Consider the following 25,678-nt stretch of genomic DNA (forward strand, 5'->3'; position numbering starts at 1 on the left):
AAGTTGCCGACTTACGTGTATCAAAGTCAGCATTTTACCATCAAAAAAGCGACTTCACGCCTATTTTTACTTTTGTTGACACACCACTTCGTCGGGGCAACTTATTTAGCGGTATTCTGTTTTAGAACTTCATTGTTTACTTTTGAATTAGCTCATTATCAATTGGGTGTACGAGACTTTGCAAGTATTTAGGCCAAGGTAAACACATAGGCCACATAGAATTTTCGCATAGCGCACAAATTTAAAAACGGCATTTATTCGTACACCCTGTCAATTCTATTTCAAAGAAAAGGATGGTTTTTGAACACATTACTCCCTCGCCTTTCCTTGCTCCCTTTGTGAAAAAGTACTTGCTGCTGCATTTTAAGGTAAAGCAGGGCAATGCATCTTTTGTGAAACCATACCCGCCTTGTCCCGAACAATGCCTCACTTTTAACCCACGAACTCCGCTTACGAGTATCAATCAGCACACCGACGAAGTCGTACAACGAGGAGCCTGTTACGTGTCAGGTCAGCAAGTTTCGAGACTTAACTTGCACATTTCAAACGACTATATCATGCTCAAAGTGGTGTTTTGGCCTGACGCCATGTACCAATTATTTGGTGTCCCACTCCGTTGCATTACCGACCAATACCTCGACACAGAAAGTGTGATTGGACAGGAGATAAAAACCGTCAATGAACAAATGGCCAATGCCTCCTCTTACCATGACATCATCACAATTGCGGAGGCATACTTGTGGCAAAAAGCAAAAAAACGAAAAATTGACGCAAGTCCAGTGGCTCAAATTGGGCAGCTACTGATTAAAGACCCTAATCGTTTTTCGTTAGATTGGCTAGCAAACCAGGCGTGTTGGAGTCCACGACATCTGGAACGACAGTTTATTGAACGCATGGGCGTTAGCCCTAAATTTTTGGCTCGTATTAGTCGTTTTGATAAAGCATTTGAGCTCAAACAACAAAGCACTTCACTCGATTGGCTAAGTATCGCTCTACAAACGGGTTACAACGATTACCAACACTTAGTCAAGGACTTCAAACAATTTGCTGGCGTTACGCCCAATCTTATCCTTCAAGCAGAACTGGACTCTCCTGAGCGCAGGCTGGGGCTGGTGACAAAAACAATGGCTACGCGCTAAATCCTGTCGTTTTTTTACCACCTCTACACGCTTAAAAGGCAGTAAGTTTCGAAAAAATTCTTACCACGATGGAAAAAACCTACCGCTTTCTACCCTACTTTTTTGTTGCCTTTTTTATTTTGGTCATCTATTGCTTCTACCAAAGTTACTTTGGTGAATTTCCAGATTTTCAAGGTGTTATCAGTCCCATTGGCAATGTTCCTATTGCCATTACTACCGTTACTCACTTTCACGCTCTCATCATCATTATCTGGTTGCTGATTCTCATTGTTCAGCCGATTTTGATTGTGCAGAAAAAACTCGAATGGCATAGAGTGGTGGGCAAAGCGTCGTACGTAGTGGTGGTCTTGATGGTCGTCTCGCTTTTACTGATTATCAACCAAGAGCAAAGTCGAGAAAAAAGCCTGCCTGTTTTCACTGCCAATCTATTCGATGTACCTGTTTTCGTGGTTTTTTATGGCTTGGCTATTTACTTTCGCCGAAAGCCCGCTTATCACGCCCGATTTATGGTGATGAGCATCATACCTTTTATCAATCCTGCGGTAGCTCGCCTGCTTGCCAATGGTTTGGCTGTGCAGTTGGGCTTGTGGTTATTATTTTTTGGGGTAGAATTTTTTACTCGCAAAACCTACAAACCATACCTGATTGGACTCGGATATTATGTGTTCAATTTGGCAATTGTCGCTTATTTATTTTTGGGTAATCAGGAATTGTTGAATCAAATTTGGCAACTGTTTTTTGGGAATTAAACATCAATAACTAATCTTCTACAAGGTCAGATGGAAGTACACCTTTATCTAAAAGCTATTGCCCAATTTCGAGACCAGTACCGTCATAGCGTAACCAAACTTTGGCATTGGGTTTTACTTCAATATGAACCAAAGGCCCATAATGCCGTTCAATACCTTCCCAACTGTCCGAAAGTACAAGATATTGACCATGCTCATCATCAATAGAAAGTAAGGAATCAGTATTGTTAGAAGAAGATAACATTGAAGCAACTTCATCTACAATCTCATGATTAAACACAATGTCGTTTTTTTACTTGTAACCACCCTCAAGTGCTTTTTACCTTTGTTTTGAACTTAACCCTTTCAAAATCAATGAAAAAGCACTTTTTGTTTTTTTTAGTATTACTCTTCGTAGCAATGAAGGCAAACGCCCAACAACGGTTCGCCGATGCGACCTACGTCTTTGTACACGGCGCTTGGGGCGGGGGTTGGGAGTATAAAAAGGTGGATTCTATACTTACTGCTCAGGGGCATAAGGTGTATCGCCCTACGATGACGGGCTTGGGAGAGCGGGTTCATTTGGCAAATGCTGACATTAACCTCAGTACCCATATTCAGGATATTGTCAACATGATTTTGTTTGAAGACCTACACAACATCACGCTCGTGGGGCATAGCTACGGTGGCATGGTGATTTCGGGGGTGGCAGAGCAAATACCCGACCGCATTGGTAAATTGATTTATGTAGATGCTTTTGTCCCTAACGATGGCGAAAGTTTGTTTGCAGCACGAGGCGAAACCGAAGAAACAGCTATGACAAAACCTTTAACCAAAAATGGTTTTGTAGCTTATCCCTTTGGAGCTACTAGTCCTACCCCACCCACCGATGTTCCACAGTCGTTAAAAACTTTTACTGAACCTATTTCACTCAAAAACCTTACTGTCAAAAAGATTCCTACGTTCTATATCTTGATGCTGCCCGACAATGGCGATACTAGCAAAGCGAACTTTGCCCCTTTTGCCCGACGAGCCAAAGAACGAGGTTGGAAAATACTACAACTCACTGGCAATCATTATCCTATGCGTTTTCAACCTAGAAATTTTGTTGTAACTTTGACAAAATGCAAGTAATGCCATGATTTACAAGGAAATACTGCCGAGTTTAGGTTTGCAGACGTTCATTAAAAACTATCTGTTGGTAGAGTTTGATAAACCATTACCAGTAGATTTTATAACGAAACCCTACCCAACTCGAATAGAGCAGTCGCTCAATTTCTTTGCAAGGGGGTTTATTCACAATCATAACCCACATACGGGTGAGTCGGTGAGGGTCTCGAAAACGGCTATTTTTGGGCAACAGGTGCTGAGGCTCAATTTTGAAACACATTTTCAGCCTGATTTTTTGATGTTGATGATTGTTTTTCAGGGAGGGGCATTAAATCGCCTTTTGGGAATATCGAGCCAAGAACTTACAACCCAGTTCTGTGATGCCGAACCTCTACTAAGTGCAGAACTTCGTCAAGTAAACGATTTAATAGCCAATGCCAATGGCGAGCATGAAATCATTGGCATTGCCGAAGAGTTTTTGTGGAGAAAAGTAAAGCGAGTAAAAGCACAAACCAATGGCATAGACCGCATTGGCGAAATATTGACTCTTCACCCAAATCGTTTTTCTTTAGATTGGCTCGCCGACCAAGCCTGTCTTAGTCCTCGCCAATTTGAACGCCGCTTTACCCAACGCATGGGCATAGGCCCCAAATTATACAGTCGTATCAATCGTTTTTATCAGACTTTTCAATATAAAGAAACCCATCCTCACATTGATTGGCTCAGTGTTGCGTTGCATTTTGGTTACACCGACTATTACCATTTAGTCAAAGACTTCAAGCCATTTGCCAACAGTACCCCCAATATCATGCTTCAACAATACGCTCTTCGCCCAGAGGTAATGGCTAGATTTATGGACAAATAAACAATAAAACCAAGTAGCTTTTTTTTACCACTTCCACATGCTTGCAATCGTCATCTGGCTACTCATGTTTATTATTCAGCTAAGTTTGATTGTCTAAAAAAACGCCAATGACATCGGTAGGTAGCAAGGCATCGGGAATCTGTTCTTAAGCAAGTCATAGCTCTGTACAATCATTAACGTACCACCTATAATTCAACGATTTTTTACCACTAAAAACCAGTTTTAGGCCCCCATTTTTGTACAGTTATGTTTCACCCAACAACCTGTTAAAAATGAAAAATTTATTGTTTGCCCTTTTGATTGGTTCGGGCAGTTTGTATGCCCAAACCAACGATGACGCCATCAAAGCCACCCTCCTCGCCGAAGCAAAAGCACTCAAAGCGCATCAACCCAGCGAAGTACGGAAACAGTGGTCGTTTGACCCCAAAGACACAAAACATACCATTGTAAGCGTAAATTTACCCGACGGCAGCTACACGTCTCGCACGGGAGCCGATTTTACCCGCGACGACGCCTTTCCGCCTGCCATGCCACTCAGTGTGAGCAATGCCGATTTTAAAATCAAATCAGCGGGAAATTTTGCCAGTGCCAATTATCAAACCACCTACACCGCCCCCGATGGAAAATCAGTAAAAGCCCACCGAGTGGTATTGCTCGAAAAGGTAGGAAACGCGTGGAAAATAACCAGTATTTCAGAACATTATTATTGACCCAAATAAACTGACAATCAAATGCCATGATTTGCCAACGTTGTCAACCTGCTCCTATTCTCGGCCCATACATTAAAGAGTATTTGGTGCTACACATGCGATTTGGGAAAGAGCTCCCACCTCCTATAAAGGCATACCCCGTCAATCCAGAAGAAGGAATGACCTTTGTGATACGAGGCACCAAAACCGCCGAGACTGTTGAAACAGGAGCGTTTAATGTACGTCCGCGAACTTGTATTTTTGGGTTACCCATTGCCCGCCAAAATCTGCATTTGCCTTCCGAATACATGATGGTTCATGTTCGATTTCAGCCTGGAGCGATTCATAAATTGCTACGGATTCCGATGTACGAGCTTTTGCATCAATACGTAGAAGCACAAGTGATTTTGGGACGAGAAATCAACGATGTAGAAGACCAGCTGGCCCATACGACTACCTACGACGAACTGCCGCTTATTCTCGACCGCTACTTTACGAAGAAGGTCACCCGAGTCAAGTTTGGATTTGAACCCATTGATAAAATTGGGAGCATTATTTTGAGTAATCCTCAGGGGTTTAATCTTTCCCAAACCGCCAGTGACGCCTGCTTGAGTTTTCGCCAATTTGAAAAACGTTTTGAGCGACAAGTGGGCGTCACACCCAAATACTTTGCCCGTATTTGTCGATTTTATCAGGCTTATTCGCTCAAAGATGCCCGCCAAGAATTAGACTGGTTGAGCATCGCCATCCAAACTGGCTACTCCGACTACCAACATTTGGTCAAAGATTTTAAACAATTTGCTGGCGTTACGCCCAATATGCTGATTCAAGAAAGTAATCTAAATCCCGAACGCCAGTTAAAGCTAAATGACAAATTTTCTGGATTGTAAAAGCCAATGAGCGTTTTAAAAAACCATTTCACTGAATGGCTTTTACTTGGCTTCTCAAGGTGTTTGTTGCATTTTCCCAAACAAGAAGTGTCGTTGTTCTTTTATTTGCGGCATACATAATGTCTTTATTATGAACATTATCTGCCTCAATAATATATGGTTGAATTTGCTTTGCCCATTTGTCTAACTGGGTAAGTATTTTATCGTTTGAAACGAAATTAGTCTGAAAATCGCTTTTGATGGACGCATATTCTTGGTCAAAAGCCCCCCATGCTGCTGTTAGTTTTTCACAAGCAGCTGAACGGTGTTTTAAATTACCACTTCCTTTGGCAAAAGGTAGGCAGTTATTCGATGTCCCACCCCATTTATCCGCCAAAGATGTATATTCATTTGCATTTTTGATTACATGCTCAAACGTGCCGTCCATATCCCATGGAATGAGGTGCATTTTTCTATTTTTTTTATCTTCAAACCAGTAGTAATTGTGGTTTGTGCAGGAATTGACGGTTTCATTGTTACAATACCAATGAAACGGGCCGTCGTCATGCCGAATGGCTCTATCGACTACGACGTATGACATCAACTCATTGATTTTCATATACTTTCTTACTACATCTTTGTTATTTGATGCGTTAGAAGCCGCAATTGCTTGACCAAATTCTTTGATTAAGCCAATGTCTTGCTGCTCTTCATTCGTTTTTAAAGCATTGATAAGTTCAGCATCCGATTGCACCTCACCATTGGCTTTTAGTGGCCAAACTTCCTTGTAGATATTCCCTTTACCTTCTTTATAAAAATATTCCGCAAAGCGATTATCTACCTCTTCCGTTAGGCCGTATAATCCCGAATATTTTTTATTGATAATCAGTCGCGCGTGCACTGAACGTGGAGAAGGAACGCCCATTTCGGCAAAAAGCCAATAGGCTAGACGTTCACGAAGCTGGGACTTGTCGTAGTTTTGCGCATGAAATTGAAGCTTATTTAAGTCAAAAAAACGCTCTTTTCGGTCTTTCCAGTTAATTTTTATTTGCAAACTGAGCTTTTCACAAACCTTTTGGCCTGAAGGCCGCGTCCAATCTGGATTAGACAAACAACCTCCAAACGCCCCAATCGAACCTTTGTAACGTACACCAATTGGGCTAATCGTATCCCCCTCGAATATCAAAGCTCCTTCTACATAATCTTGATTGACGGGGTCGAAATTGAGCTTTTCTAAATCTTTATCTTTAATAATTAGCTCAAAAGTCTTTACCTTCTCTTGGTTGTAGATATAATCAGAGTTTTCCTTCAGGTAATTTTCATTCCCTCTAGGTTTTATAGTGGGCAACTCTCCACTGGGGATAACAGAACTTATGGGAGTCGGCCTATCTCCTTTTGAGCAAGAAACAACTATTATTAAACCTAAAGTAGCAAGTCTCCATAGCTTATAAAGTTTATTTAATCGATAGTTTTTCATGGCGTGTACATTACTTGAACCCTACTATCACTAAAAATACACTTTTCGATAGAGCCCTTACTAGTAAGTAGTTGAGCCCTATTTCTTACTCTCCTTCTTCGGTCAAAATATTAAAGCAAAAATCGAGGGGATTAAAATGCGCCAATAGTTTCTCGATGAATGTGCTATCGTTGAGATAAAAATTAAGGAAGTTTTCGCTTCGCTCCTGCAACCCTCCGCTCGGGAAAAGTTTTGCTTTTAAGCCCAATAACTGATTTACTTCCGTTTCGTGATTGCGCTCTTCGGCTTTTTGAAGGCGTTTTTCTAAATTTTCGAGGGTATTCAGCATTTTCACCTTTTCGGCATTAACCGCTCCTTCAAGGGTTTTGTCAATGGCCAAGGCTTTGTGCAAAATGTCGTTGAAAACCTCTTCTATCGCCTTCTTTTCCTGCGCCAATTCCAGCGACACCGTCGATGTTTTTTCTACAAAAGACTTGCGCAAGCGTACATCATCCCAAAACAGGTTTTCGACCGTCACTCCTAGTTTTTCCGCGCGTTTTTGGCTCGCAGCGTTTACATACAACGCAAAATTGCGCGGCAACAACAACGGAAACGGTACTTGATAATGATCAAATACTCCCTTCAACTGCATCCAATACGGCACTTCCGAAGGGCCGCCGATGTAGGCCAAGTTGGGTAAAATGATTTCTTGGTACAACGGGCGTAATACGACGTTGGGGCTAAATTGCTCGGGGTGCTCATTGGCCAAGGCCAAAATTTCGGTTTCGGAGAATGAAATATCCGAATTGAGCGCTTTATATTCGTCGCCTTCTTTTACAATCCGTTCGCGCAGGCCATCCGCCAAATAGAAGAAGTTGATTTCACGCGGGCTAATCTGAGTATGGTATCCAAGGCTTTCGATGGCTTCCGTGGTATTTTTCACCAAATCAAACGCCTTTGAATTTTTGAGTTCATCTTCGATAACGGGCAAAAACAAACGTTTCAACGCCGCATCATCGCCATCCACACACACCAAGCCATCTTTGCCAAACAAATCGTTCATGTAACAACGCACAGCATCCGCAAGATTGTCGTGGCGCAGGTAGGCTTTTTCAAAAATAGGCAGTCGCTCAGGCAATATTTTCAACGCTTCGCCCAACTCTCTCGGGTTCATTCGACCTACGGCTCCTTTTTGTTGGGTTTGCCAGGTATATTTTTTACCAAAAAGATTAAAATAACTGATTTCGTCGAAGTCGTGGTCTTCGGTTGCCATCCAATACACTGGCACAAAATCATACTTGGGATAAGCCGCTTTGAGCTGGCGCGCCAAATTGATGGTCGTTACAATCTTATAAATGACGTACAACGGCCCAGTAAAAATATTGAGCTGGTGCCCTGTTGTGACGGTAAACGTATTTTCGTTCAATAAACTCGAAAAGTCGGGCTTCTGGCTCAAATGAGCATACTGACGTTCAAGCGATTGCACCAGTACTTGGCGGTGCTGTGGGCTAAACGCGGACTTTTGCTGGAGTTGTTTTTCAAAGTTTTCAAGAACAGGGAATAAACCGTAGAATGGCTGCAACTGGTCTTTTTGGGAAATGTAATCTAAAAAAAGTGGGGGAAACGCCCCTGTGGATGCAAGTGGTAAGGGTTGACAATGCATGAGTTAAGAAAAATAGCGCCTTGAGTCTATCTCCCTAAACCAAACATATCGCCGTAAAGTTTCCCTATCTTTGCAAACTCCTCACTGCAAATTGTAATCTTTTGAACATTATTGTCATTATTCCTGCTTACAACGAAGAAGCTGCCATTGGGCAAGTAATCTCCGAAATCCCTCGCAATTGGGTACGTGAGGTTGTCGTTGTCGATAACCGCTCTACCGACCAGACAGCGCTTCGTGCCCAAGAAGCAGGGGCGACTGTTGTTCACGAAGCGCTTCCTGCCTACGGTAGGGCTTGTTTACGCGGAATGGATTACGTAAAATCGTTGGCAACGCCACCCAATATCATTGTCTTTTTAGACGGTGACCACTCCGATTATCCCGAAGAACTCCCTGATTTGGTGCGGCCGATTTTGGAACAAAATTATGACATGGTCATTGGTTCACGGTCTTTAGGTAAACGTGAACGTGGTTCCATGACTCCGCAACAAGTGTTTGGCAATTGGCTCGCTACGTTTCTGTTACGTCTTCTGTACGGCGTTCAATACACTGATTTAGGCCCCTTCCGCGCCATTAAGTGGGATAAACTTTTGGCCCTTGACATGCAAGACAAAACCTACGGCTGGACGGTCGAAATGCAACTAAAAGCGGCGAAACAACACCTTAAATCAACAGAAGTAGCGGTTAACTACCGAAAGCGTATTGGTTTTTCTAAAATATCGGGTACGGTAAAGGGCGTTGTATTAGCAGGTTACAAGATTATTACGACAATTTTCAAGTATTGGTAAACGGGGCGAGATAGTACCGATTTATCGTGTAATTTTGCGGAAAATTTCAGAAAAATGACAGAACGTCTTATCATAGATATTCTCGGATGGATAGGTTCGGTGCTAGTGGTGGGCGCGTATGCCCTCAATATCAGCGGTAAATTACAGGCCACAACCAAGGCGTATCTGTGGGCCAATTTGGTAGGAAGTGCTTTTCTCATTGTTAATACCCTTACGTATGGTGCCATTCCCTCCGCTATGGTAAATATCATTTGGGTGGGCATTGCCCTTTGGGGAATGTTTAAACGGGAGCCCAATACCCACTAAATCAGATTCAAACACAACTCACCAATAATAATTCAGTAACAAAATGCAAGTTTGGAAATTTGGCGGTACGTCGGTAGGAAAACCCGAACGGATGCACTCAATCAGAAATCTAGTGACGGCAGATAGCGGCCGCAAAATCGTAGTATTATCGGCGCTTTCGGGAACCACCAACGCGTTGATTTCGATGGGCGACTCGGCCAAGGCAAACAACGACGCCGAAGTACAAGAAAAAATAGACGCTTTGAAAGCGCACTACGATGCGTTTATCAAAGAATTATATAGCACCGAGGAAGGACTCCAGAAAGGACAAGCCGTTGTTGACAATGAGTTTAACTTCATTCGTTCGGTGTTGAAGAGTCGCCCTTTTGGCCTCAAACAAGACAAAGAGTTGGTGGCACAAGGTGAAATCATGAGTACGCAGATGTTCCAAGCGTATTTGGAAGAAGTAGGCGAAAGTTCGGTACTATTGCCTGCCTTAGACTTTATGCGTATCGACCACGATGGCGAGCCCGAATTAGAAACCATCGAACAACTATTAAGCGAAATGCTTAGCCACCACCCCGAAAAGCAAATCGTGGTTACGCAAGGATTTATCTGCCGCAACCCTCGTGGCGAAGTTGACAACCTCAAGCGCGGTGGGTCTGACTATACAGCATCGTTGATTGGGGGGGCGATTCGTGCCGAAGAAATCCAAATTTGGACCGACATCGACGGCATGCACAACAACGACCCTCGCATCGTAAAACGTACGTTCCCCATTCGCGAGTTGACGTTTGAAGAAGCGGCTGAATTGGCTTATTTTGGCGCAAAGATTTTGCACCCAAGCACCATTACTCCTGCCAAATTGCGCGGCGTACCCGTTCGTTTGAAAAATACGATGGAACCCGAAGCCTTTGGTACACTGATTGCCACCACTACGACCGACCGTGAAATCAAGGCGATTGCGGCCAAAGACGGCCTTACCGCTATCTATATTCACTCGACTCGTATGCTGAATGCCTACGGTTTCTTGCGTCGTGTATTTGAGATTTTCGAAAAATACAAAACGCCTGTGGATATGATTACAACCTCGGAGGTATCGGTATCTGTCACCATCGACAACGATACGCACTTGAGCGAAATCACGGCGGAGTTGAGCGAAATCGCAGACTTGGAAGAACACGACCGCGACTTGTCAATCATCTGTATCGTTGGAGATTTCAAAGCCGACAAAGAAGGAATTGCGTTGAAGGTATTTGAGGCAATGAAGCACATTCCTATTCGTATGATTTCGTACGGCGCATCGGAGCACAACCTTTCGATTTTGGTATGGTCAAAAGACAAAGCCGAAGCTCTCAATGTCCTCAACGAGCGTCTCTTCTACTACGAAGATGCAATGAAGACGATCTTTAATGCACAGTAGAGGCTAACAAAGTCAGGCTGGGGTAATACGAAGTAAATAACACAAGGGCTTTAGCCCTGAATAACTATATCTAATTTGTAATGCTACAGATTAACTTCATCCGCGAAAACCGCGAGCTAACCATCGAAGGGTTGGAACGCAAGTATTTTAAAGGTGCTACCGAAGCGGTGGACACTATTTTAGGCTTGGACAAACAGCGTCGTGATACGCAAAGTGAGTTGGACGCTACATTAGCCCAATCCAATGCCTTGGCCAAACAAATCGGGCAATTGATGAAAGAGGGGAAGAAAGAAGAGGCCGAAGCGGCTAAAGCTCAAACCTCCACCCTCAAAGTTCGCGCAAAATCGCTGGAAGAAAGTCTGAAAGAAGTCGAAGAACAACTTCAAGCGACATTGGTCTTGCTCCCCAACCTTCCGCACGAAAGCGTTCCTCCAGGCCGCACGCCCGAAGAAAACGTGGAAGTGTATCTGTGGGGAGAAAAACCAACGCTACCCGAAACGGCAAAGCCTCACTGGGACTTGATTGAACAGTATGACATCATCGACTTCAAACTGGGCACCAAAATCACGGGAGCGGGTTTCCCTGTTTACAAAGGAAAAGGAGCGCGTATTCAACGAGCTATGATTCAATTTTTTTTGGATAAAGCCGTAGAAGCGGGTTACATGGAAGTACAGCCCCCTATTCTTATCAATGCCGAATCTGGCTTTGGTACGGGGCAATTACCCGACAAAGAAGGTCAGATGTACCACGCTACTGCCGACGATTTATATCTTATTCCAACGGCCGAGGTACCTATCACCAACCTTTACCGCGATGTCATCGTAAACGAAAACGAGCTACCCATCAAAAACGTAGGCTACACGCCTTGTTTCCGCCGCGAAGCAGGAAGCTGGGGCGCGCACGTACGGGGGCTTAATCGCCTTCACCAATTTGACAAAGTGGAGATTGTGCAAGTACGCAAACCCGAGGAGTCGTACCAAGCCCTCGACGAAATGGCGGAACACGTCAAAGGATTGCTTCAAGCGTTGGAATTACCATTCCGCATCATTCGTTTGTGCGGTGGCGATATGGGCTTTACTTCGGCACTGACGTATGATTTTGAAGTATGGTCAGGCGCGCAAGGCCGTTGGTTGGAATGTAGCTCGGTTTCTAACTTTGAAACTTACCAAGCCAATCGCCTCAAGTTGCGTTATAAAGTTGACGGAAAAACGCAGTTGTTACATACTCTCAACGGTTCGGCGTTGGCGTTGCCACGTATTTTGGCCGCACTACTCGAAAACAACCAAACGCCCGAAGGAATTCGTATTCCAAAAGCTTTGGTACCTTACTGTGGATTTGAGCTGATTAAGTAACAGAGTAAAAGTTTTTTTGTGCGAGGAGGTTGCTTACAACCTCCTCTTTTTGTAGGCAGACCTGCCAAGCTTTTGAAACTTGGCAGGTCTTTTTCAGTTTTTTTCCTATTTCTGTAAAGCTTCCAGCAGCGTCAACGGCACTTTGAAGGCTGTTCCGTGGCGAATACCTTCAGGAAACGTTACCTGCTCCGACACGTCTTCCCATGTTTTCAGGTCTTTTGAACGTACTGCTCCGTACTTGTGCTGGGTATATTTATCAAAATACACGTACACATACTCTCCCACCTCAATCGCGGTAGGTCCTTCGGCCCAGTATTTCCCCGTGATAGGTTCAGACACTTTTGTAGGAAATGGCCCCAGCGCGCTTTTCGCTTCTGTGATACGGATGTTTTTTTCGGGCGGATTGGGGTTCTCATTTTTCAGAAACATCACGTAGTTTTTACCTCGCTTCAAGATAGTCGCATCAATGACGCTGAAATCAGGATTAAAAAACAGCTTTGTTTCGCTGAATGTCTTAAAATCCTTGGTTGTAACGTAGTACATACGGTGGTTCAAGCCTTTTTCGCGCTCCGAATCGGCCACGTCAGTATGGCGGCCAGGAATGGTGGTTGCCCAAAATACTAAAAACTGTTTCGTTTTGTCATCGTAAGCAATCTCGGGTGCCCAGCTATTTTTAGCCGTAGGTTCATGCTCCATCACCGAAATAGCCCGCTGTTCCGACCAATTTACCAAATCGTTGGAAGAAGCATAACCGATGATTTTGTCCCACCACCCACTCGTCCAAACCATGTGGAAGGTTCCTTTTTTGTCTTGGTAAATACACGGGTCGCGCATTAGCTTATCCTTTCCCACGGTGGGTTTCAAAAAAGGATTTCCTCCTTTCAATGCTTTCCAGTGAAGACCGTCGGTGCTGTAAGCAAAGTGAAGACCATCTTCCCCATTTTTCACGAAATACGAAAACAAATACGCGTTTTGTTGCGCTTTAGCAACCAACGTCCCACCCAACAACAAGAACAATAACCAATGTTTCATACCTTTAACGAACCTACTCAATCAAGCGAAATAGGCGATTCCAACGGATTTTGTGAATAAATGATTTAGGATTAGGATCAATCGACATCCACGTAAACAATGCCTTCCCGACGATGTGGTCTTCAGGAACAAATCCCCAAAAACGTGAGTCAGCCGACTCATAACGATTGTCCCCCATCATAAAAAAGTAGTCCTGCTTGAAGGTATATTGCGTCAGTGGCTTGCCGTCGATGCTAATTTGCGTCTTTGTGACATTTACTTTTTCGGCATCGTTGTAGTCAAAATACTTAATAACGTGTCCGTATTTGGCAATATTAACCGAATCCAACGTGATGGTTAACCCTTTTTTAGGAATCTGAATAGGCCCATAAAACTCTTGGTTTTGGGCAAGTGCTGCGGGGTAAATGCCTGGCTCTGAAATGCTGGCATTGTAGCGAGCTATTTGCTGAATCGAACGCACAAAATCGTATTTTTTGAGCGTTTCAACGATTTCAGGCGTCGTTCTGATTTGATAACGTTGTACTCCAATCCGCGCAGAATCAGGAGGAAGTGCGCTATAATCTTGAATATTTTCTTTGTCAAAAAAGCGATCATCCAACACATCGCTCGACTCCATTCGGTAATAAAGCTCGGCGTGCGGAGGTACGGGAGCTTTTACTCCATTGATATACACTTCCGCGTTTTTAATCTCAAGAACATCACCACTAACGGCCACGCAGCGCTTGATAAAGTTATTTCTCAAATCGACAGGAAAGTCTTTATAACCTCCGTTCCCAATCGACACGTCTTCAAACGGTTCGTCTGCATCGCCTGGGTAGTTGAATACCACTACATCGTTGCGTTTGATGTGGGTAAAACCTGGCAAACGATACATCGGCAACTGAATCAAGGTCGAAAAAGAAGGAATCGATGTTCCCCAAATGGTTTGGTGCGTCAACGGAATTTGCAACGGTGTCACGGGGGTTCGGGCACCGTAATGGAGGTTACTCACAAACAAAAAATCACCCACGAGGAGTGTTTTTTCCATTGACGAAGACGGAATGGTAAAAGGCGTAAAAAACAGCCACCGAATGAAAGTCGCCGCCACTACCGCAAACACTACCGAATCGATCCACTCGCGAAAAGCCGATTTTTTAGGCTTTGGCGGCGCTGCTTTTTCTTGTACTTTTTCTTTTGATTCCATGAGTTTTGGGAATAAAAAACATCCCGAAAGGTTTGAACTTTCGGGATGTTAGGCTTGGAAAATTATTTATCCTTTATAAAACAACCACTTAGACAACTCTTTGTAATTCACCTTTTTACCGTACATCAAAATACCGATACGATAAATCCGTGCCGCAATCCAAGTTGTTCCGACGAATCCAAGCACGAGCAGCGCCATCGAAAGGACGATTTCCCACGCAGGTACTCCAAACGGAATCCGCGCCATCATTACCACAGGCGACGTAAACGGAATCATCGACGTCCAGAAAGCCAGTGAACCATCAGGCTGATTGATAGCCAATTGCGCAAAAATAATGGCCGCAATAATCGGTAACATAATCGGGAAGGTAAACTGCCCCGCTTCTTGTTGGTTTTCGACCGAGGCTCCAATGGCCGCGTACAGCGAGCTATACAACAAATACCCGCCTAAGAAGTAAAATAAGAAGCAGAAGAAAATTTTGGCTAATGGCAATGATTGCGCCGATTTTGAAAAATTTTCGATTGTCTGCAAGGTATTGTTTTGCTGCTTCTCCATTTCTTTTTTCACCTCGGGGTCGGCTTGCTCAGCTTGTTTGTTCATTACCTCTTGCGTAGCCGTAAAGCGATTAAAACCAAAGAGCGTTTGAGTAGCGCTCGATACGCCAAACGTAAGCACTCCCCACAACACAAACTGGGTGAGCCCCACGGCCGCCACGCCCAAAATTTTACCCAACATCAAGTGAAAAGGCTTCACCGACGAAATAATCACCTCGATAATACGGTTTGATTTTTCTTCCATGACACCCTGCATCACTCCCGCACCATAGACCAGAATGAAGATGTACAACAAAAAAGCCGCCGCATAGCCTGCCACGTAGGCCGCCATGGTACTGCTCGACTGCGACTTACCTTCATCGTCGAGGCTATAAGTCTGGGCATCAACGTCTTGATTCGCATCCTCAATCACTTGCTGCGTAATTCCTGCTTTTGACAACTTGATGTTTCTCAACCCTTGCTGCACCACCTTCTCAATGCGGTTTTTGAGCATAGGTCCAATGTTCTTTTCGGCATAAATCTGCAAGCCGTTTGGACGACTCATAATGTCAGCAGGAATATGGACGAGTAAGTTATCTTCTTTGCCCTTTAGTTTCTTCTGTGCCGTGGCTACAGGCCCGCTGATAAGCTCAAAAGTGGTGTTTTTATCGCTCTTAAATTTCTCTTTGAACAACCCACTTTCGTCAATCACCTGAATGGTTTTGTGCTCGCTTTTAAACGAACCTACTGCCGCCCAGACGATGATTCCGTAGAAAGCAGCAATCAAAATAGGCGTTAGGAAAGTCATTACGATGAACGACTTTTTGCGTACCCGTACGAGGTATTCGCGCTTGAGAACAAGGAAAATGTTTTTCATAGTATTGTTCTAAATTATTTTGATTCGTCGGGAGCGTCGCTACCTACGGCTTTGATGAAAATGTCGTTGAAAGAAGGAATATTTTCGTGGAAAGAAACCAATTCCACTTGGTTAATGAGGTTGCCAACCAACTGATTTACCGTGGCATCGCCTACAATACGAATGGTAGCTTGTTGCAAGCTTCCCTCCGCATCTTTTGTAGTAATCAACTCAAAATCAGGAGGCAAATTACCTAACTCACCATGATAACTCACCGAATAACTATTCTCTTTGAACTGGTTTTTGATTTCTTTTTTACTACCGTTCAAAATAATCCTCGATTTGTTGACGAGTGCAATGTGGTCGCAGAGCTCTTCGACGGATTCCATTCGGTGGGTCGAAAAGATGATGGTCGTACCACGTTGGCGAAGCTCCAAAATTTCGTCTTTGATGAGGTTGGCATTGATGGGGTCAAAGCCCGAAAAAGGTTCGTCGAGGATAATCAGTTTAGGTTCGTGCATCACTGTCGCCACAAACTGCACCTTTTGCTGCATCCCTTTCGAGAGGTCTTCGATGCTTTTTGTCCACCAAGTTTTGATGTCAAACTTTTTTATCCAAACCTTCAGCTTGTCCATGGCTTCGCGCTCCGACAACCCTTTGAGTTGTGCCAAATAGAGCAGCTGCTCGCCTACTTTCATTTTTTTGTATAAACCACGTTCTTCGGGCAAGTAACCAATGTCCTGAATGTGGTTGGGCTGAAGGCGCTGGCCATCAAACAGCACATACCCCTCGTCGGGGGCTGTGATTTGGGTAATGATACGAATCAGCGATGTTTTACCCGCTCCGTTGGGTCCAAGTAACCCGAAAATACATCCTTTGGGAACACTAAGACTAACGCCGTCGAGGGCGCGATGGGTAGCATATTGCTTGACAATGTCATGCGCTTCGAGAATGTGAGACATGTTTTTGGTAGAAGATTATACCGAAAAATACAGTCTTTATCCGTGATTATTCAACTAACTTGTGGATGTTTGGTGATTTGATAGGATAAATGGCAGTCGCTACCCGTTCTTACTGCCCAAGTACCTCCAACGCCGCCGCTAAATAGGCTTCCGAATCTTGACGGAAATACGGCCCTACTTTCCCTGGCGACTCTTTGTGACCCAAACGTACTACCACCGCATTCTCCGAAGGAATCGCCCAGACCAATTGCCCCAGCAAGCCTCTCATACTGACCGTTTGTATGTTCTTATACGGTTGTATCCAAAACTGAAAACCATATACTTGCAACGGTGCATTGGTTTTGGGATCAAGAAGGTTGGTAGCAGGGCTAAGTGCTTGATTCATGTACTTTTCGGATACAATCCGCTGCTGCCCCCATGCTCCTTTCCAGAGCATCAAGTGTCCAAAACGAGCATAATCGCGGGCAGTAGGAGCAAAACAACAAAACGATTTTTCGCGGCCTTTGGGTTTATCCAACATCCAGACGGCATCCGTTTCGGAACCAATCCGCTGAAAGATTTTTTCAGAGACCAAGTCCGAGATTTTCTTGTTATAGGCTTTTTCCAGCACCAAACCCAAGATTTGGGTATCGCCGCTGCGGTATTCAAATTCTTTCCCAACGGGTTTTTCGACCGTGAGATTGTCGATCACTTTGGCAATGTCTTCGCCGTAATATCCGTAGGCGTTGTTGCTAAATACCCCACGGTCTTTTTCGTGCCAATTCAAGCCCGAACTCATCGTGAGGCAGTGCCGAACCGTGATTTTCTTTTTTTCTCCCTCCGAAAAAGAACCGATGTAATGCGAAATCGGCTCGTCTAAGCTTTTGATTTTATTTTCGTTGAGGGCAATTCCCACAAGCATCGAAATCACACTTTTAGCCGCCGAAAACGACTGACTCAGCGTTTTGGTGTCGTAGCCTTCCCAGTAATGCTCGTACTTGAGTTTGCCGTCTTTAAAAACCAAAAAAGCCGTGGTTTCGTACTTTTCGAGGGTATCAATCAAGTTTTGAGAAATCTTGGCTTTGTTAAACGTAGAATCCAATGGCCAAGGTTCGGGTCGGGCCGACGCCAACACCTGCCGAACGGGGTGTTTTTTGTAATCCAAAATATCGACTGCGCCCCGCTCCACGTAGTTGCGAATATGCACCAAAGGCGGTGCATACGTAAGGGCTGTCCCTGCCAACAACAGGCCTCCTAAGCCAAAAAGCGACTTTCGTAATAGTCTTTTCATCTGAATGCTAAGTAAGTAGAAGGACTTCCCTTCGAGACTTGATTGGGTATGGTTTACCCTTGCAAGACTTTATACAAACAAATATAACCGTTGCTTGTCCATGAAACAGCTTTTTTTTGTTGCTGCACTTATTTCTTTCCTCTACAGCCCTAGCCAAGCCCAAGAAACGTATGCCGAAAAATTGGGCTATCCCAAAGGCAAAAAAATCATTTTATTCCACATCGACGACGCGGGGATGTCGTACGAAGCCAACCAAGGCACCATCATTGCGATGGAAAAAGGAGTGGCCAATTCTACGAGTGTTATGATGCCTTGTGGATGGGTACCTGCTTACATGAAATACCTTCAAAAATACCCCAACACCGACGCGGGCGTTCACCTCACGCTAACCTCGGAGTGGAAAGGCTACCGTTGGTTTCCGATTTCGGGACGAGACAAAGTGCCTGGGTTAGTTGATAAAGAAGGGGCAATGTGGTCCAACGTCGGAGATGTGGTAAAGCACGCTTCCGCCGATGAAGTAGAAACCGAAATTCGGGCACAAATTGCGCGTTTTCGGAGTTTTGGCGTCGAACCCTCACACATCGACTCCCACATGGGAACGTTGTTTGGTTCGCCTGCTTTTACCGAACGCTACGTCAAAGTAGGTATTCAAGAAAAAATCCCCGTCATGCTACCAGGCGGTCATGCCACCCTCATTGCGAAAGAACGCAGCAGCCCCGCGCAAGAAATCCAGCAGTTTCAGCAAGTGGGAAAAATGTTGTGGAATGCGGGTTTGCCCGTGCTAGATGATTTGTTTGCCGACACCTACGGTTGGAAACTTCCCGCAAGCACTCCCAATACGGAAGAAAATTTGCGCAAAATGAAAACCCAGAAGTACATCGAGCTCCTCAAAGAGGCCAAGCCTGGCATCACCATGGTGATTATGCACTGCGCCGCGCCGAGCGACAACTTCAAAGAAATCACCGATTCTTGGCCTACGCGTTATGGCGATTTCTGGGCCATGCTCGACCCCGAATTGAAAACTTTTCTGGACAAAGAAGGCATTGTCCTCACTACTTGGCGGGAAATGTACGAGCGCCGCAAGAAAGTAAAGTAATCCCAACTTTATTTTTACAAAAACATTCTTTCCAAAAGCGTAGTTGTTCTCAAAACACTACGCTTTTTTTATGAGTCAACCAATTACGCTGTTTTGGTTTCGTCGCGATTTGCGCCTGCACGACAACGCTGCTTTGTACCATGCCCTCAAGTCGGGGAATCCTGTGCTTCCTGTCTTCCTTTTTGATACCGACATCTTGGGCAAACTTGATGACAAGCGCGACCGACGAGTAGAGTTTATTCACCAAGCTTTGCAAGAACTACAGGCACAATTGACGCAAATGGGCAGTACGTTGGTGGTCAAACACGGCTCAGCGGCTGCTAGCTGGGAAGAACTCACCCAACACTATAACGTTGCCGAAGTTTATACGAACCATGATTACGAACCCGCCGCGATTCGCCGCGATAAAGCCATCGGCGAATGGCTCAATGCGCGCGGAATTGCTTTTTATACGTATAAAGACCAGTGTATTTTTGAAAAAAGCGAAGTGCTAAGCGGGGCAGGAACGCCCTACACGGTGTTTACTCCTTACAGCCGCAAGTGGAAAGAAACGCTGAATTCGTTTTACCTAAAACCCTATCCGACAGAAGCTTACTTTCAGCATTTTTACAAAATCTCTCCCCTCCCACTCCCTAGTTTAGCCGAGATTGGTTTTGAGGCCGTAGGACAACCTTTCCCCGCCAAAACGGTGCGGGATGAGTTGGTAAAAAATTACAAAGAACGCCGCGATACCCCTTCGATTCAGGGTACGTCTCGGTTAAGCGTGCATTTGCGCTTTGGAACGATTTCGATTCGGGAGCTTGCGCGTCACACCAAAGACCTCAGCGAAACGTTTTTGAACGAACTTATTTGGCGGGATTTCTACATGCAGATTCTCTGGCATTTTCCGCACGTGGGCGAAGGCAAGGCGTTTCGGGCAGATTATGACCGCATCGAATGGCGCAACGACGAAGCTCAATTCAAGAAATGGTGCGAGGGCCGTACGGGTTATCCGATTGTGGATGCAGGAATGCGCGAACTCAACGCGACGGGCTTCATGCACAATCGCGTCAGGATGGTGGTGGCTAGTTTTTTGACCAAACATTTGCTCATCGACTGGCGCTGGGGAGAAGCATATTTTGCCCAAAAACTGCTAGACTTTGATTTATCAGCCAACAACGGCGGCTGGCAATGGGCTTCGGGATCGGGAACGGATGCGGCGCCTTATTTCAGAATATTTAATCCTACGTCTCAAACGCAGAAGTTCGACCCCCAACTGGTTTACATCAAAAAATGGGTTCCTGAACTAAACAGCTTTGACTATCCCAAACCAATTGTGGATCATGCTGCCGCCCGCGAGCGCTGCCTAGCAACGTATCAGAAGGCACTGAAACAGTAACCTCACCTCAATAGCCGTTCCTCTAGTTCGGTTTTATAGGTTCCTGCCAACGGAATCGCTACACTTCCTACCGTTACTTGGTGGCGTTCTAATTTTTGAATGGCTTTCAAGGCGACAATGTACGATTTGTGGATGCGCAAAAACTTCTCGGTAGGCAATTGTGCCATCATTTCACCAAGAGTCATACGGGTCGTGACTTTGCGGGTACGCTCGTGGATAAAGAGCAGATTGGTGTCAGATTGGATGTATAAAATTTCGTCCACGTTGACCCGCACCCAATCGTAGCCGTCTTTCACAAACAAACTTGATGCCTCGCCCGTCTGCTTGGCTTGCTGCCCCAACGCGCGATTGCAAGCTTGAAGAAAACGGCCAAATTCTACGGGTTTGAGCAGGTAATCAAGCGCTTGTAATTCAAAGCCTTCAACGGCATAATCAGCGTGGGCCGTCACAAAAATGATTTTTGTGGTCGTATTTTTGAGTAGCCGTGCAAAATCAGTACCCAACATATCGGGCATTTGTACATCCAAAAAGAGCAAATCGACAGGGTGTTGGTGTAGGTACCGCAACGCCTCAGCGGCATTCTCAAAAGCGTATTTTAATTCCACAAAAGGGACTTTCTCCGCGTGTCGCTGCAAGATTTGCAAAGCCGCAGGTTCGTCGTCAAGCGCTATAGCAATCATGTTAGAAAATCAATTCATACACTAAATCAGCATACAACGAGCTCTCCCCAAAAAGGTAAGGAGTCTGTCGAAAAATGATTTCGTATTCAATCTGACCATTTGTTTCAAAGGCGTATGTATCTACTACCCTTGTAAAATCATACTTAAATTTGGGGGGTTCCTCGTTCAGCATTGCGTTTTTTTAACTGTTCTAAGGCAAATTGATACTCCTTTGTTTTACGAAACTCTTCCGCTTCAATTTCCGCCTTTGCACGCTCTTCTTTCCAGCGTTTGATAAAACGGTCGATATTGGCTTGGCGCTCTTCAGGAGTAAGGGGTTTATTGTTTGTTTCCATGATGTTTGTTCTGTTTTTAAGCCTAAACAAATTTACAACATTTTTTGCTTCATTTTATTCTCCGCCACAGTACTCCTGCTTTCCTCAAGACGAAAAACTAAAGAAAAGTTACCAACAACTTACTCTTTTCTAAGATTCTCATTCAAAGGCGATAAGGCGTATTCATTACCTAAAAGTTATTTTAAGGCCGCTTTTACAATTTGGACAAACTAAACGAGCACCTTAATTTTGCCACTTAACACCAAAAACGCAAGTACCATTATTATGAAAATCTCTTCTCTTTATTGGAGTTTACTGGCTTGTTTTGTGGCCAGCTGTAATCAATCATCATCAGATACTCCCGTAACACCTGTCGAAGACTACAGCTCGTGCACTTACAACCTCAATTACAACTTAACCTACTCCACGTTAGATGACAAACGGCCATCTTCAATCACTTACATGGATTCGGATCAAAAAATAAAAACTGTACCATTAACCTCTTCGCCTTTTAACCTGACTGTCAACTACAAATACGGCGACAGCGTGTTTGTAAAGCTCAATGCAGCTGCTATGTTTTTTGCAAGCAAGTCGGGCAATAACTTAGCCCTCACGTATAAGCTTGGCTCAAATACCCAAAATGCCATCACCTGCCCTGATGTTTCTAAAAATAATCAGCTGAGCTACACAGGAATCCAACGCGATAGTATTCCTACTTCGGTGTTGGCTTTCTCTGGAATTAGAATCAAAAAATAGTACTTCATTTGCAAGTTATAATGAGCAGTTGGAGATTTTTATCCAACTGCTTAGTGCTTTATTTTTCTTCCAATTGTATCCGTAACAACACCTCAAACATCCCCGAATTGCCCTCCGCAGACAACCCATAGCGATTTGGGTAAATCAGTTCTAAACGCTGCCTCACATTCTTTATCCCCGTTCCGTGGCCTTGTTTCTGCGCTGCTTGGGGTGAAATACTATTACGAATCTGAAACACAAGTTTGCCTTCTTCCACCTCTAGTTTCAGCTCAATAAAACTATCTTGTTGCAAACTGATGCCATACTGAAACGCATTTTCTACAAAAGGAATCAATAAAAGTGGAGCGATACGGGCAGGACGGCCGTCGTAATCCATTTGAGCTTCTATTCGTAGCCCTTCGCGCTTGGGCAGGCGTGCTTGTTGGAGCGCCAAGTATTTTTCCAAAAATGCAATTTCACGCTCGACGGTCGTAAAATCTTTTTGGGTTTCTTGAAGCGTAAAACGCATGATACCCGCCAATTGCTGCACTAACTCCGCCACCGTTTCGTTCTCAGCTGCATCAGCTTCGTTGTAAATGGTGTTGAGGGCATTGAACAAAAAATGCGGATTTATTTGCGATTTCAACGCGCGAAGTTCGGCTTCAGTTTTTTGTTGATGAAGCACCAACTGCTCCCGCCGTACCCGAAACGCGTCGGCCACGTACCCAAATCCAATCACTATTCCCACAAACACCAAGGTAACGAGAACGTTTTCGTCCACAAATTCTTGCTCGTAACCTTTCCGAAACTGCAATCCTTCAAACGTCAGCCACGTTAGCAGTACGAGCCACGTCCAGTACGTCCATTTTTTATCCGAAAGCAACCACCAACGAAACGGACCCCGAAAATTGAGCCAGCTTAATACCAACACAATCCCTACCAAAAGCACATAACTCAACAGAAAGGTAAAGAACCCGCTTCTTCCTTGCCCATTTTCCCCGAATTGTTCATGTAAACTTTCGGTCAACAACCAGCCAATGTACCCACCAACGAGGGACAGTGCGGCAAGGAAGAACCATCGACTAGGTATCAGCTTGGGGCGTTTCATTCGATTCGTCGGAGGGCAGTTTCGTCGAGTTTTGTTTTGGTGATTTCGCGGGTGGCTGGCTCACTATCTATACGCTTAAAATACAAGGCATTGCTCAGGTAATCATAGTCCACAATACCCTTGAGATACACCGTCTCGTTGGGTGCGATGCTAAACGCCATGCTTTGTTTTTCGGTGATAAAACTTCCCTCGGTTTCTATTTTTAACCTTCCAGCAGGGACGTCCAAACGGATATATTCATTGTTGCTAAATTTTTGGCTCACCTGTTGGTTATTGATTTTGAGGGTAAAATCAGAGGAAAAGTAGTCTTTTCTTCGGTACAAAACTAACGTTCCTCGCTCGCCCGACTCGTTCAGTTCTTTGGTTGTCGTTGCGAAAACCATCCACAATCCAACCATCAATGCGTTTTTCATGGCTTTTATTGCGGATTAAGTCCCCAAGTATTCGCTTCTCTATTTTTACGACGTGCCTCTTTCTCGGCAGGGGTGAGTTTTTTATGGTTTTTACTCATCACAAAAATACTCTGTACAAAAAACTGGTTTAGCCGATCCGCAGGTGCATTTTGGAACGAAATATTGGCATCACTACCCCAACTTTTCGGTTTGAGCCCGTACCTGTACCCAAACTTAACCACAGGATTGAATGAAACAGGGCGCTTAGGTCGAAACGTATGTTCCAGCGAAAGTTCAAGAAATGTATTTTGATGCAGTAAAGTGGGGGAATGACCTACCGTTGGAGCATTAAGTAAATTATCGAACGGAACCGATGGGGCAGAACTCGCAGCCCCCGTCTTGTAAATATTAACCCGAGTTTCTTGAGAGCCTATCCCTGCGTTTAAAAACCACTGCCGATTGCGCTGACGGATGAGCCCGTAACCCACCGTAACGCTCCATGCTTGAAATCCTAGCCGTGTTTGCGTAGCTGTTTTCTTACTCGTATATGAGCTGTTAAACCCATACAGTATCTCTAGCCCTATTTTGACGCGCTGCCGTTGAATTCCAAAGCCATAAGACGCCATGGAGTTGGCCTGAAACCTACCAAAATCAATCCCTTGCCGATTAAGTGCGTTTTTAAGCTGGGCATAATTACCAATACTCATGTTGATATATGGCGCTCCCAAATAAAGATGCGTACTCCAATCGTACTCGTCAGGGTCAGGAATGACGACCGAGTCTTTTTGGGCCAACGAAGTTTGGGCATAGCCCAGGAGAAAAAAGATGAATAAAGAAAATGTTTTCATGGTTGTTATAGGTTTTAATGGCAACAAACCAACAACTTCTGTGATAAGCTATCAACAGTTTGTGGCCAAATTGGGGCGATTTGTGGCGAAAAAGCACAAGTTTGAGGTCAGAACAGTTTTTTAGTGTAACTTTGAATAACCGACAACACAACCACAATGAAGCTCTTATTTAGTATTCTTTTCCTTTCTTTCCCCCTTTGGATTCAGGCGCAATGCCGCCCAGCGACAGCCCAAGAAAACGCCGCATACGAACGCGTCGTGAAAGAACTCCAGCGGCAGTTTACGGCCAAAACGCCGCAGGGAAGTTGGAAGACTTTTGACGAAAAACATTCGATGGGAGCGTTGGAAGTCACCTCAGAATGGGGCGGATTTGTACACCTTTGTACCGACCGATACGACCTCATCATGGAACGAGCCGACATCGCTTCGGCCCGAAAAGCGGTGGTTGATTCGATGAAACCTGCCACTTCGACCCTGCCTTCGTTGTACGTTCACCGCGACACGATGTACACCGAAAACCCGCAAGCCGTTGCCCAGCGCGCTCAAGATACGTATTCCATAAGCGTAGAAATGAACCTCGGCAATTACCGATTGCAAGATACTGAAAGCGCACGCTTGGTGCAGTCGTCTCAGGTTATCAACGTCTCAGGTGCTACTCTTGCGCTTGAAGTATTGCTAAAACCCGATTTAAAAGGAGCAACAGGTCGTCAAGAAACGGTGATTTTGTTGGGTGGGTGGAACACCAAGCCTGTTCAGAGAGGTCAAGATACGCGCTACCAACCGCAGTTTAGAAAAGGGGGTAAATTGGTAGAAAACCTGGTCGTGACCATCACCGCCCCTGCCGAAATCGCCCGCGAAATTGTGAAAGGCATTGATTGGAAGGCCATTGACGCTACGCTTTTGAAATAAATTCAGCGATTTAGTCGG

Annotated in this window: 27 protein-coding genes; 14 read left to right on the forward strand and 13 right to left on the reverse strand. The window is 44.7% G+C overall.

Annotated elements, in window-relative coordinates; translation table 11 throughout:
* Nucleotides 1–293 precede the first annotated feature (293 nt).
* Entirely contained in the window at nucleotides 294–1,139 is an 846-nt protein-coding gene (locus AC23N5_RS05805) for a helix-turn-helix domain-containing protein (protein WP_487754828.1), read from the forward strand.
* A 68-nt stretch (nucleotides 1,140–1,207) separates the two neighbouring features.
* A complete protein-coding gene (locus tag AC23N5_RS05810) occupies nucleotides 1,208–1,888 on the forward strand; it encodes a hypothetical protein (protein WP_487754829.1) in 681 nt (226 codons plus the stop codon).
* A 55-nt stretch (nucleotides 1,889–1,943) separates the two neighbouring features.
* Here AC23N5_RS05810 and AC23N5_RS05815 read toward each other — a convergent pair whose 3' ends face one another.
* The gene (locus AC23N5_RS05815; protein ID WP_487754830.1) at nucleotides 1,944–2,168 is read right to left on the reverse strand and encodes an element excision factor XisI family protein; all 225 of its coding nucleotides are present in this window, start codon (nucleotides 2,166–2,168) and stop codon (nucleotides 1,944–1,946) included.
* A gap of 74 nt (nucleotides 2,169–2,242) precedes the next feature.
* Between AC23N5_RS05815 and AC23N5_RS05820 the strand changes: the two genes are divergently transcribed.
* The 4 genes from AC23N5_RS05820 to AC23N5_RS05835 all read left to right on the forward strand — a co-directional run bounded on the left by AC23N5_RS05820 (nucleotide 2,243) and on the right by AC23N5_RS05835 (nucleotide 5,421).
* Nucleotides 2,243–3,001: an alpha/beta fold hydrolase gene (locus AC23N5_RS05820; protein WP_487754831.1), complete on the forward strand. Its 759-nt coding sequence runs from the start codon at nucleotides 2,243–2,245 to the stop codon at nucleotides 2,999–3,001.
* 4 nt (nucleotides 3,002–3,005) lie between these two features.
* Nucleotides 3,006–3,842: a helix-turn-helix domain-containing protein gene (locus tag AC23N5_RS05825; RefSeq protein WP_487754832.1), complete on the forward strand. Its 837-nt coding sequence runs from the start codon at nucleotides 3,006–3,008 to the stop codon at nucleotides 3,840–3,842.
* Between the two features lie 272 nt (nucleotides 3,843–4,114).
* A complete protein-coding gene (locus AC23N5_RS05830; protein WP_487754833.1) occupies nucleotides 4,115–4,552 on the forward strand; it encodes a hypothetical protein in 438 nt (145 codons plus the stop codon).
* A gap of 26 nt (nucleotides 4,553–4,578) precedes the next feature.
* Entirely contained in the window at nucleotides 4,579–5,421 is an 843-nt protein-coding gene (locus AC23N5_RS05835; RefSeq protein WP_183975617.1) for a helix-turn-helix domain-containing protein, read from the forward strand.
* Nucleotides 5,422–5,449: 28 nt separating this feature from the next.
* On the opposite strand, the gene AC23N5_RS05840 is transcribed toward AC23N5_RS05835, so the two are convergent.
* Both AC23N5_RS05840 and bshC read right to left on the reverse strand, forming a co-directional pair.
* Nucleotides 5,450–6,877 (reverse strand): CotH kinase family protein, encoded by a 1,428-nt coding sequence (locus AC23N5_RS05840; protein ID WP_487754834.1) that lies wholly within the window; start codon nucleotides 6,875–6,877, stop codon nucleotides 5,450–5,452.
* 85 nt (nucleotides 6,878–6,962) lie between these two features.
* Nucleotides 6,963–8,519, reverse strand: a complete 1,557-nt coding sequence (bshC, locus tag AC23N5_RS05845; protein ID WP_183975628.1) for a bacillithiol biosynthesis cysteine-adding enzyme BshC — start codon at nucleotides 8,517–8,519, stop codon at nucleotides 6,963–6,965.
* A gap of 101 nt (nucleotides 8,520–8,620) precedes the next feature.
* On the opposite strand from bshC, the gene AC23N5_RS05850 reads away from it, so the two are divergent.
* The 4 genes from AC23N5_RS05850 (at nucleotide 8,621) to serS (ending at nucleotide 12,364) form a co-directional block, all read left to right on the forward strand.
* Nucleotides 8,621–9,304, forward strand: coding sequence for a glycosyltransferase family 2 protein (locus tag AC23N5_RS05850; RefSeq protein WP_487754835.1), 684 nt, complete (start codon nucleotides 8,621–8,623; stop codon nucleotides 9,302–9,304).
* 54 nt (nucleotides 9,305–9,358) lie between these two features.
* Complete coding sequence (locus AC23N5_RS05855) at nucleotides 9,359–9,610, forward strand: CBU_0592 family membrane protein (protein WP_183975632.1); 252 nt, start codon at nucleotides 9,359–9,361, stop codon at nucleotides 9,608–9,610.
* A 43-nt stretch (nucleotides 9,611–9,653) separates the two neighbouring features.
* Nucleotides 9,654–11,012, forward strand: coding sequence for an aspartate kinase (locus AC23N5_RS05860; protein ID WP_183975634.1), 1,359 nt, complete (start codon nucleotides 9,654–9,656; stop codon nucleotides 11,010–11,012).
* Between the two features lie 80 nt (nucleotides 11,013–11,092).
* Nucleotides 11,093–12,364 (forward strand): serine--tRNA ligase, encoded by a 1,272-nt coding sequence (gene serS / locus AC23N5_RS05865; protein ID WP_183975636.1) that lies wholly within the window; start codon nucleotides 11,093–11,095, stop codon nucleotides 12,362–12,364.
* A 105-nt stretch (nucleotides 12,365–12,469) separates the two neighbouring features.
* On the opposite strand, the gene AC23N5_RS05870 is transcribed toward serS, so the two are convergent.
* The 5 genes from AC23N5_RS05870 to AC23N5_RS05890 all read right to left on the reverse strand — a co-directional run bounded on the left by AC23N5_RS05870 (nucleotide 12,470) and on the right by AC23N5_RS05890 (nucleotide 18,200).
* Nucleotides 12,470–13,396 (reverse strand): glycoside hydrolase family 43 protein, encoded by a 927-nt coding sequence (locus AC23N5_RS05870; protein ID WP_487754836.1) that lies wholly within the window; start codon nucleotides 13,394–13,396, stop codon nucleotides 12,470–12,472.
* A 13-nt stretch (nucleotides 13,397–13,409) separates the two neighbouring features.
* Entirely contained in the window at nucleotides 13,410–14,579 is a 1,170-nt protein-coding gene (gene lepB / locus AC23N5_RS05875; protein WP_487754837.1) for a signal peptidase I, read from the reverse strand.
* Between the two features lie 66 nt (nucleotides 14,580–14,645).
* Nucleotides 14,646–15,989 (reverse strand): ABC transporter permease, encoded by a 1,344-nt coding sequence (locus AC23N5_RS05880; protein ID WP_487754838.1) that lies wholly within the window; start codon nucleotides 15,987–15,989, stop codon nucleotides 14,646–14,648.
* A 14-nt stretch (nucleotides 15,990–16,003) separates the two neighbouring features.
* The gene (locus AC23N5_RS05885; protein WP_487754839.1) at nucleotides 16,004–16,930 is read right to left on the reverse strand and encodes an ABC transporter ATP-binding protein; all 927 of its coding nucleotides are present in this window, start codon (nucleotides 16,928–16,930) and stop codon (nucleotides 16,004–16,006) included.
* Between the two features lie 109 nt (nucleotides 16,931–17,039).
* On the reverse strand, nucleotides 17,040–18,200 hold the full coding sequence (locus AC23N5_RS05890; RefSeq protein ID WP_487754840.1) for a serine hydrolase domain-containing protein: 1,161 nt from the start codon (nucleotides 18,198–18,200) through the stop codon (nucleotides 17,040–17,042).
* 100 nt (nucleotides 18,201–18,300) lie between these two features.
* Between AC23N5_RS05890 and AC23N5_RS05895 the strand changes: the two genes are divergently transcribed.
* Together AC23N5_RS05895 and AC23N5_RS05900 are read left to right on the forward strand one after the other, a co-directional pair.
* Nucleotides 18,301–19,296: a polysaccharide deacetylase family protein gene (locus AC23N5_RS05895; RefSeq protein WP_183975649.1), complete on the forward strand. Its 996-nt coding sequence runs from the start codon at nucleotides 18,301–18,303 to the stop codon at nucleotides 19,294–19,296.
* 70 nt (nucleotides 19,297–19,366) lie between these two features.
* A complete protein-coding gene (locus AC23N5_RS05900) occupies nucleotides 19,367–20,674 on the forward strand; it encodes a cryptochrome/photolyase family protein (protein ID WP_487754841.1) in 1,308 nt (435 codons plus the stop codon).
* A gap of 2 nt (nucleotides 20,675–20,676) precedes the next feature.
* On the opposite strand, the gene AC23N5_RS05905 is transcribed toward AC23N5_RS05900, so the two are convergent.
* Both AC23N5_RS05905 and AC23N5_RS05910 read right to left on the reverse strand, forming a co-directional pair.
* Nucleotides 20,677–21,354, reverse strand: coding sequence for a LytR/AlgR family response regulator transcription factor (locus AC23N5_RS05905; protein WP_487754842.1), 678 nt, complete (start codon nucleotides 21,352–21,354; stop codon nucleotides 20,677–20,679).
* Between the two features lie 143 nt (nucleotides 21,355–21,497).
* Nucleotides 21,498–21,689: a hypothetical protein gene (locus AC23N5_RS05910; RefSeq protein ID WP_487754843.1), complete on the reverse strand. Its 192-nt coding sequence runs from the start codon at nucleotides 21,687–21,689 to the stop codon at nucleotides 21,498–21,500.
* 264 nt (nucleotides 21,690–21,953) lie between these two features.
* Between AC23N5_RS05910 and AC23N5_RS05915 the strand changes: the two genes are divergently transcribed.
* Nucleotides 21,954–22,424: a hypothetical protein gene (locus tag AC23N5_RS05915; RefSeq protein ID WP_183975659.1), complete on the forward strand. Its 471-nt coding sequence runs from the start codon at nucleotides 21,954–21,956 to the stop codon at nucleotides 22,422–22,424.
* A gap of 58 nt (nucleotides 22,425–22,482) precedes the next feature.
* On the opposite strand, the gene AC23N5_RS05920 is transcribed toward AC23N5_RS05915, so the two are convergent.
* From AC23N5_RS05920 to AC23N5_RS05930, 3 genes are read right to left on the reverse strand one after another with little or no spacing between them, the layout of a single operon-like run.
* Nucleotides 22,483–23,511 (reverse strand): sensor histidine kinase, encoded by a 1,029-nt coding sequence (locus AC23N5_RS05920; protein WP_487754844.1) that lies wholly within the window; start codon nucleotides 23,509–23,511, stop codon nucleotides 22,483–22,485.
* Complete coding sequence (locus tag AC23N5_RS05925) at nucleotides 23,508–23,924, reverse strand: hypothetical protein (protein ID WP_122933633.1); 417 nt, start codon at nucleotides 23,922–23,924, stop codon at nucleotides 23,508–23,510. The genes AC23N5_RS05920 and AC23N5_RS05925 overlap by 4 nt, the downstream gene beginning before the upstream one ends.
* A gap of 5 nt (nucleotides 23,925–23,929) precedes the next feature.
* Nucleotides 23,930–24,751, reverse strand: coding sequence for a hypothetical protein (locus AC23N5_RS05930; protein WP_487754845.1), 822 nt, complete (start codon nucleotides 24,749–24,751; stop codon nucleotides 23,930–23,932).
* 156 nt (nucleotides 24,752–24,907) lie between these two features.
* On the opposite strand from AC23N5_RS05930, the gene AC23N5_RS05935 reads away from it, so the two are divergent.
* A complete protein-coding gene (locus tag AC23N5_RS05935) occupies nucleotides 24,908–25,660 on the forward strand; it encodes a hypothetical protein (RefSeq protein ID WP_487754846.1) in 753 nt (250 codons plus the stop codon).
* Nucleotides 25,661–25,678: the final 18 nt, after the last annotated feature.

The sequence above is a fragment of the Runella sp. R5_40 genome, from assembly GCF_057652295.1.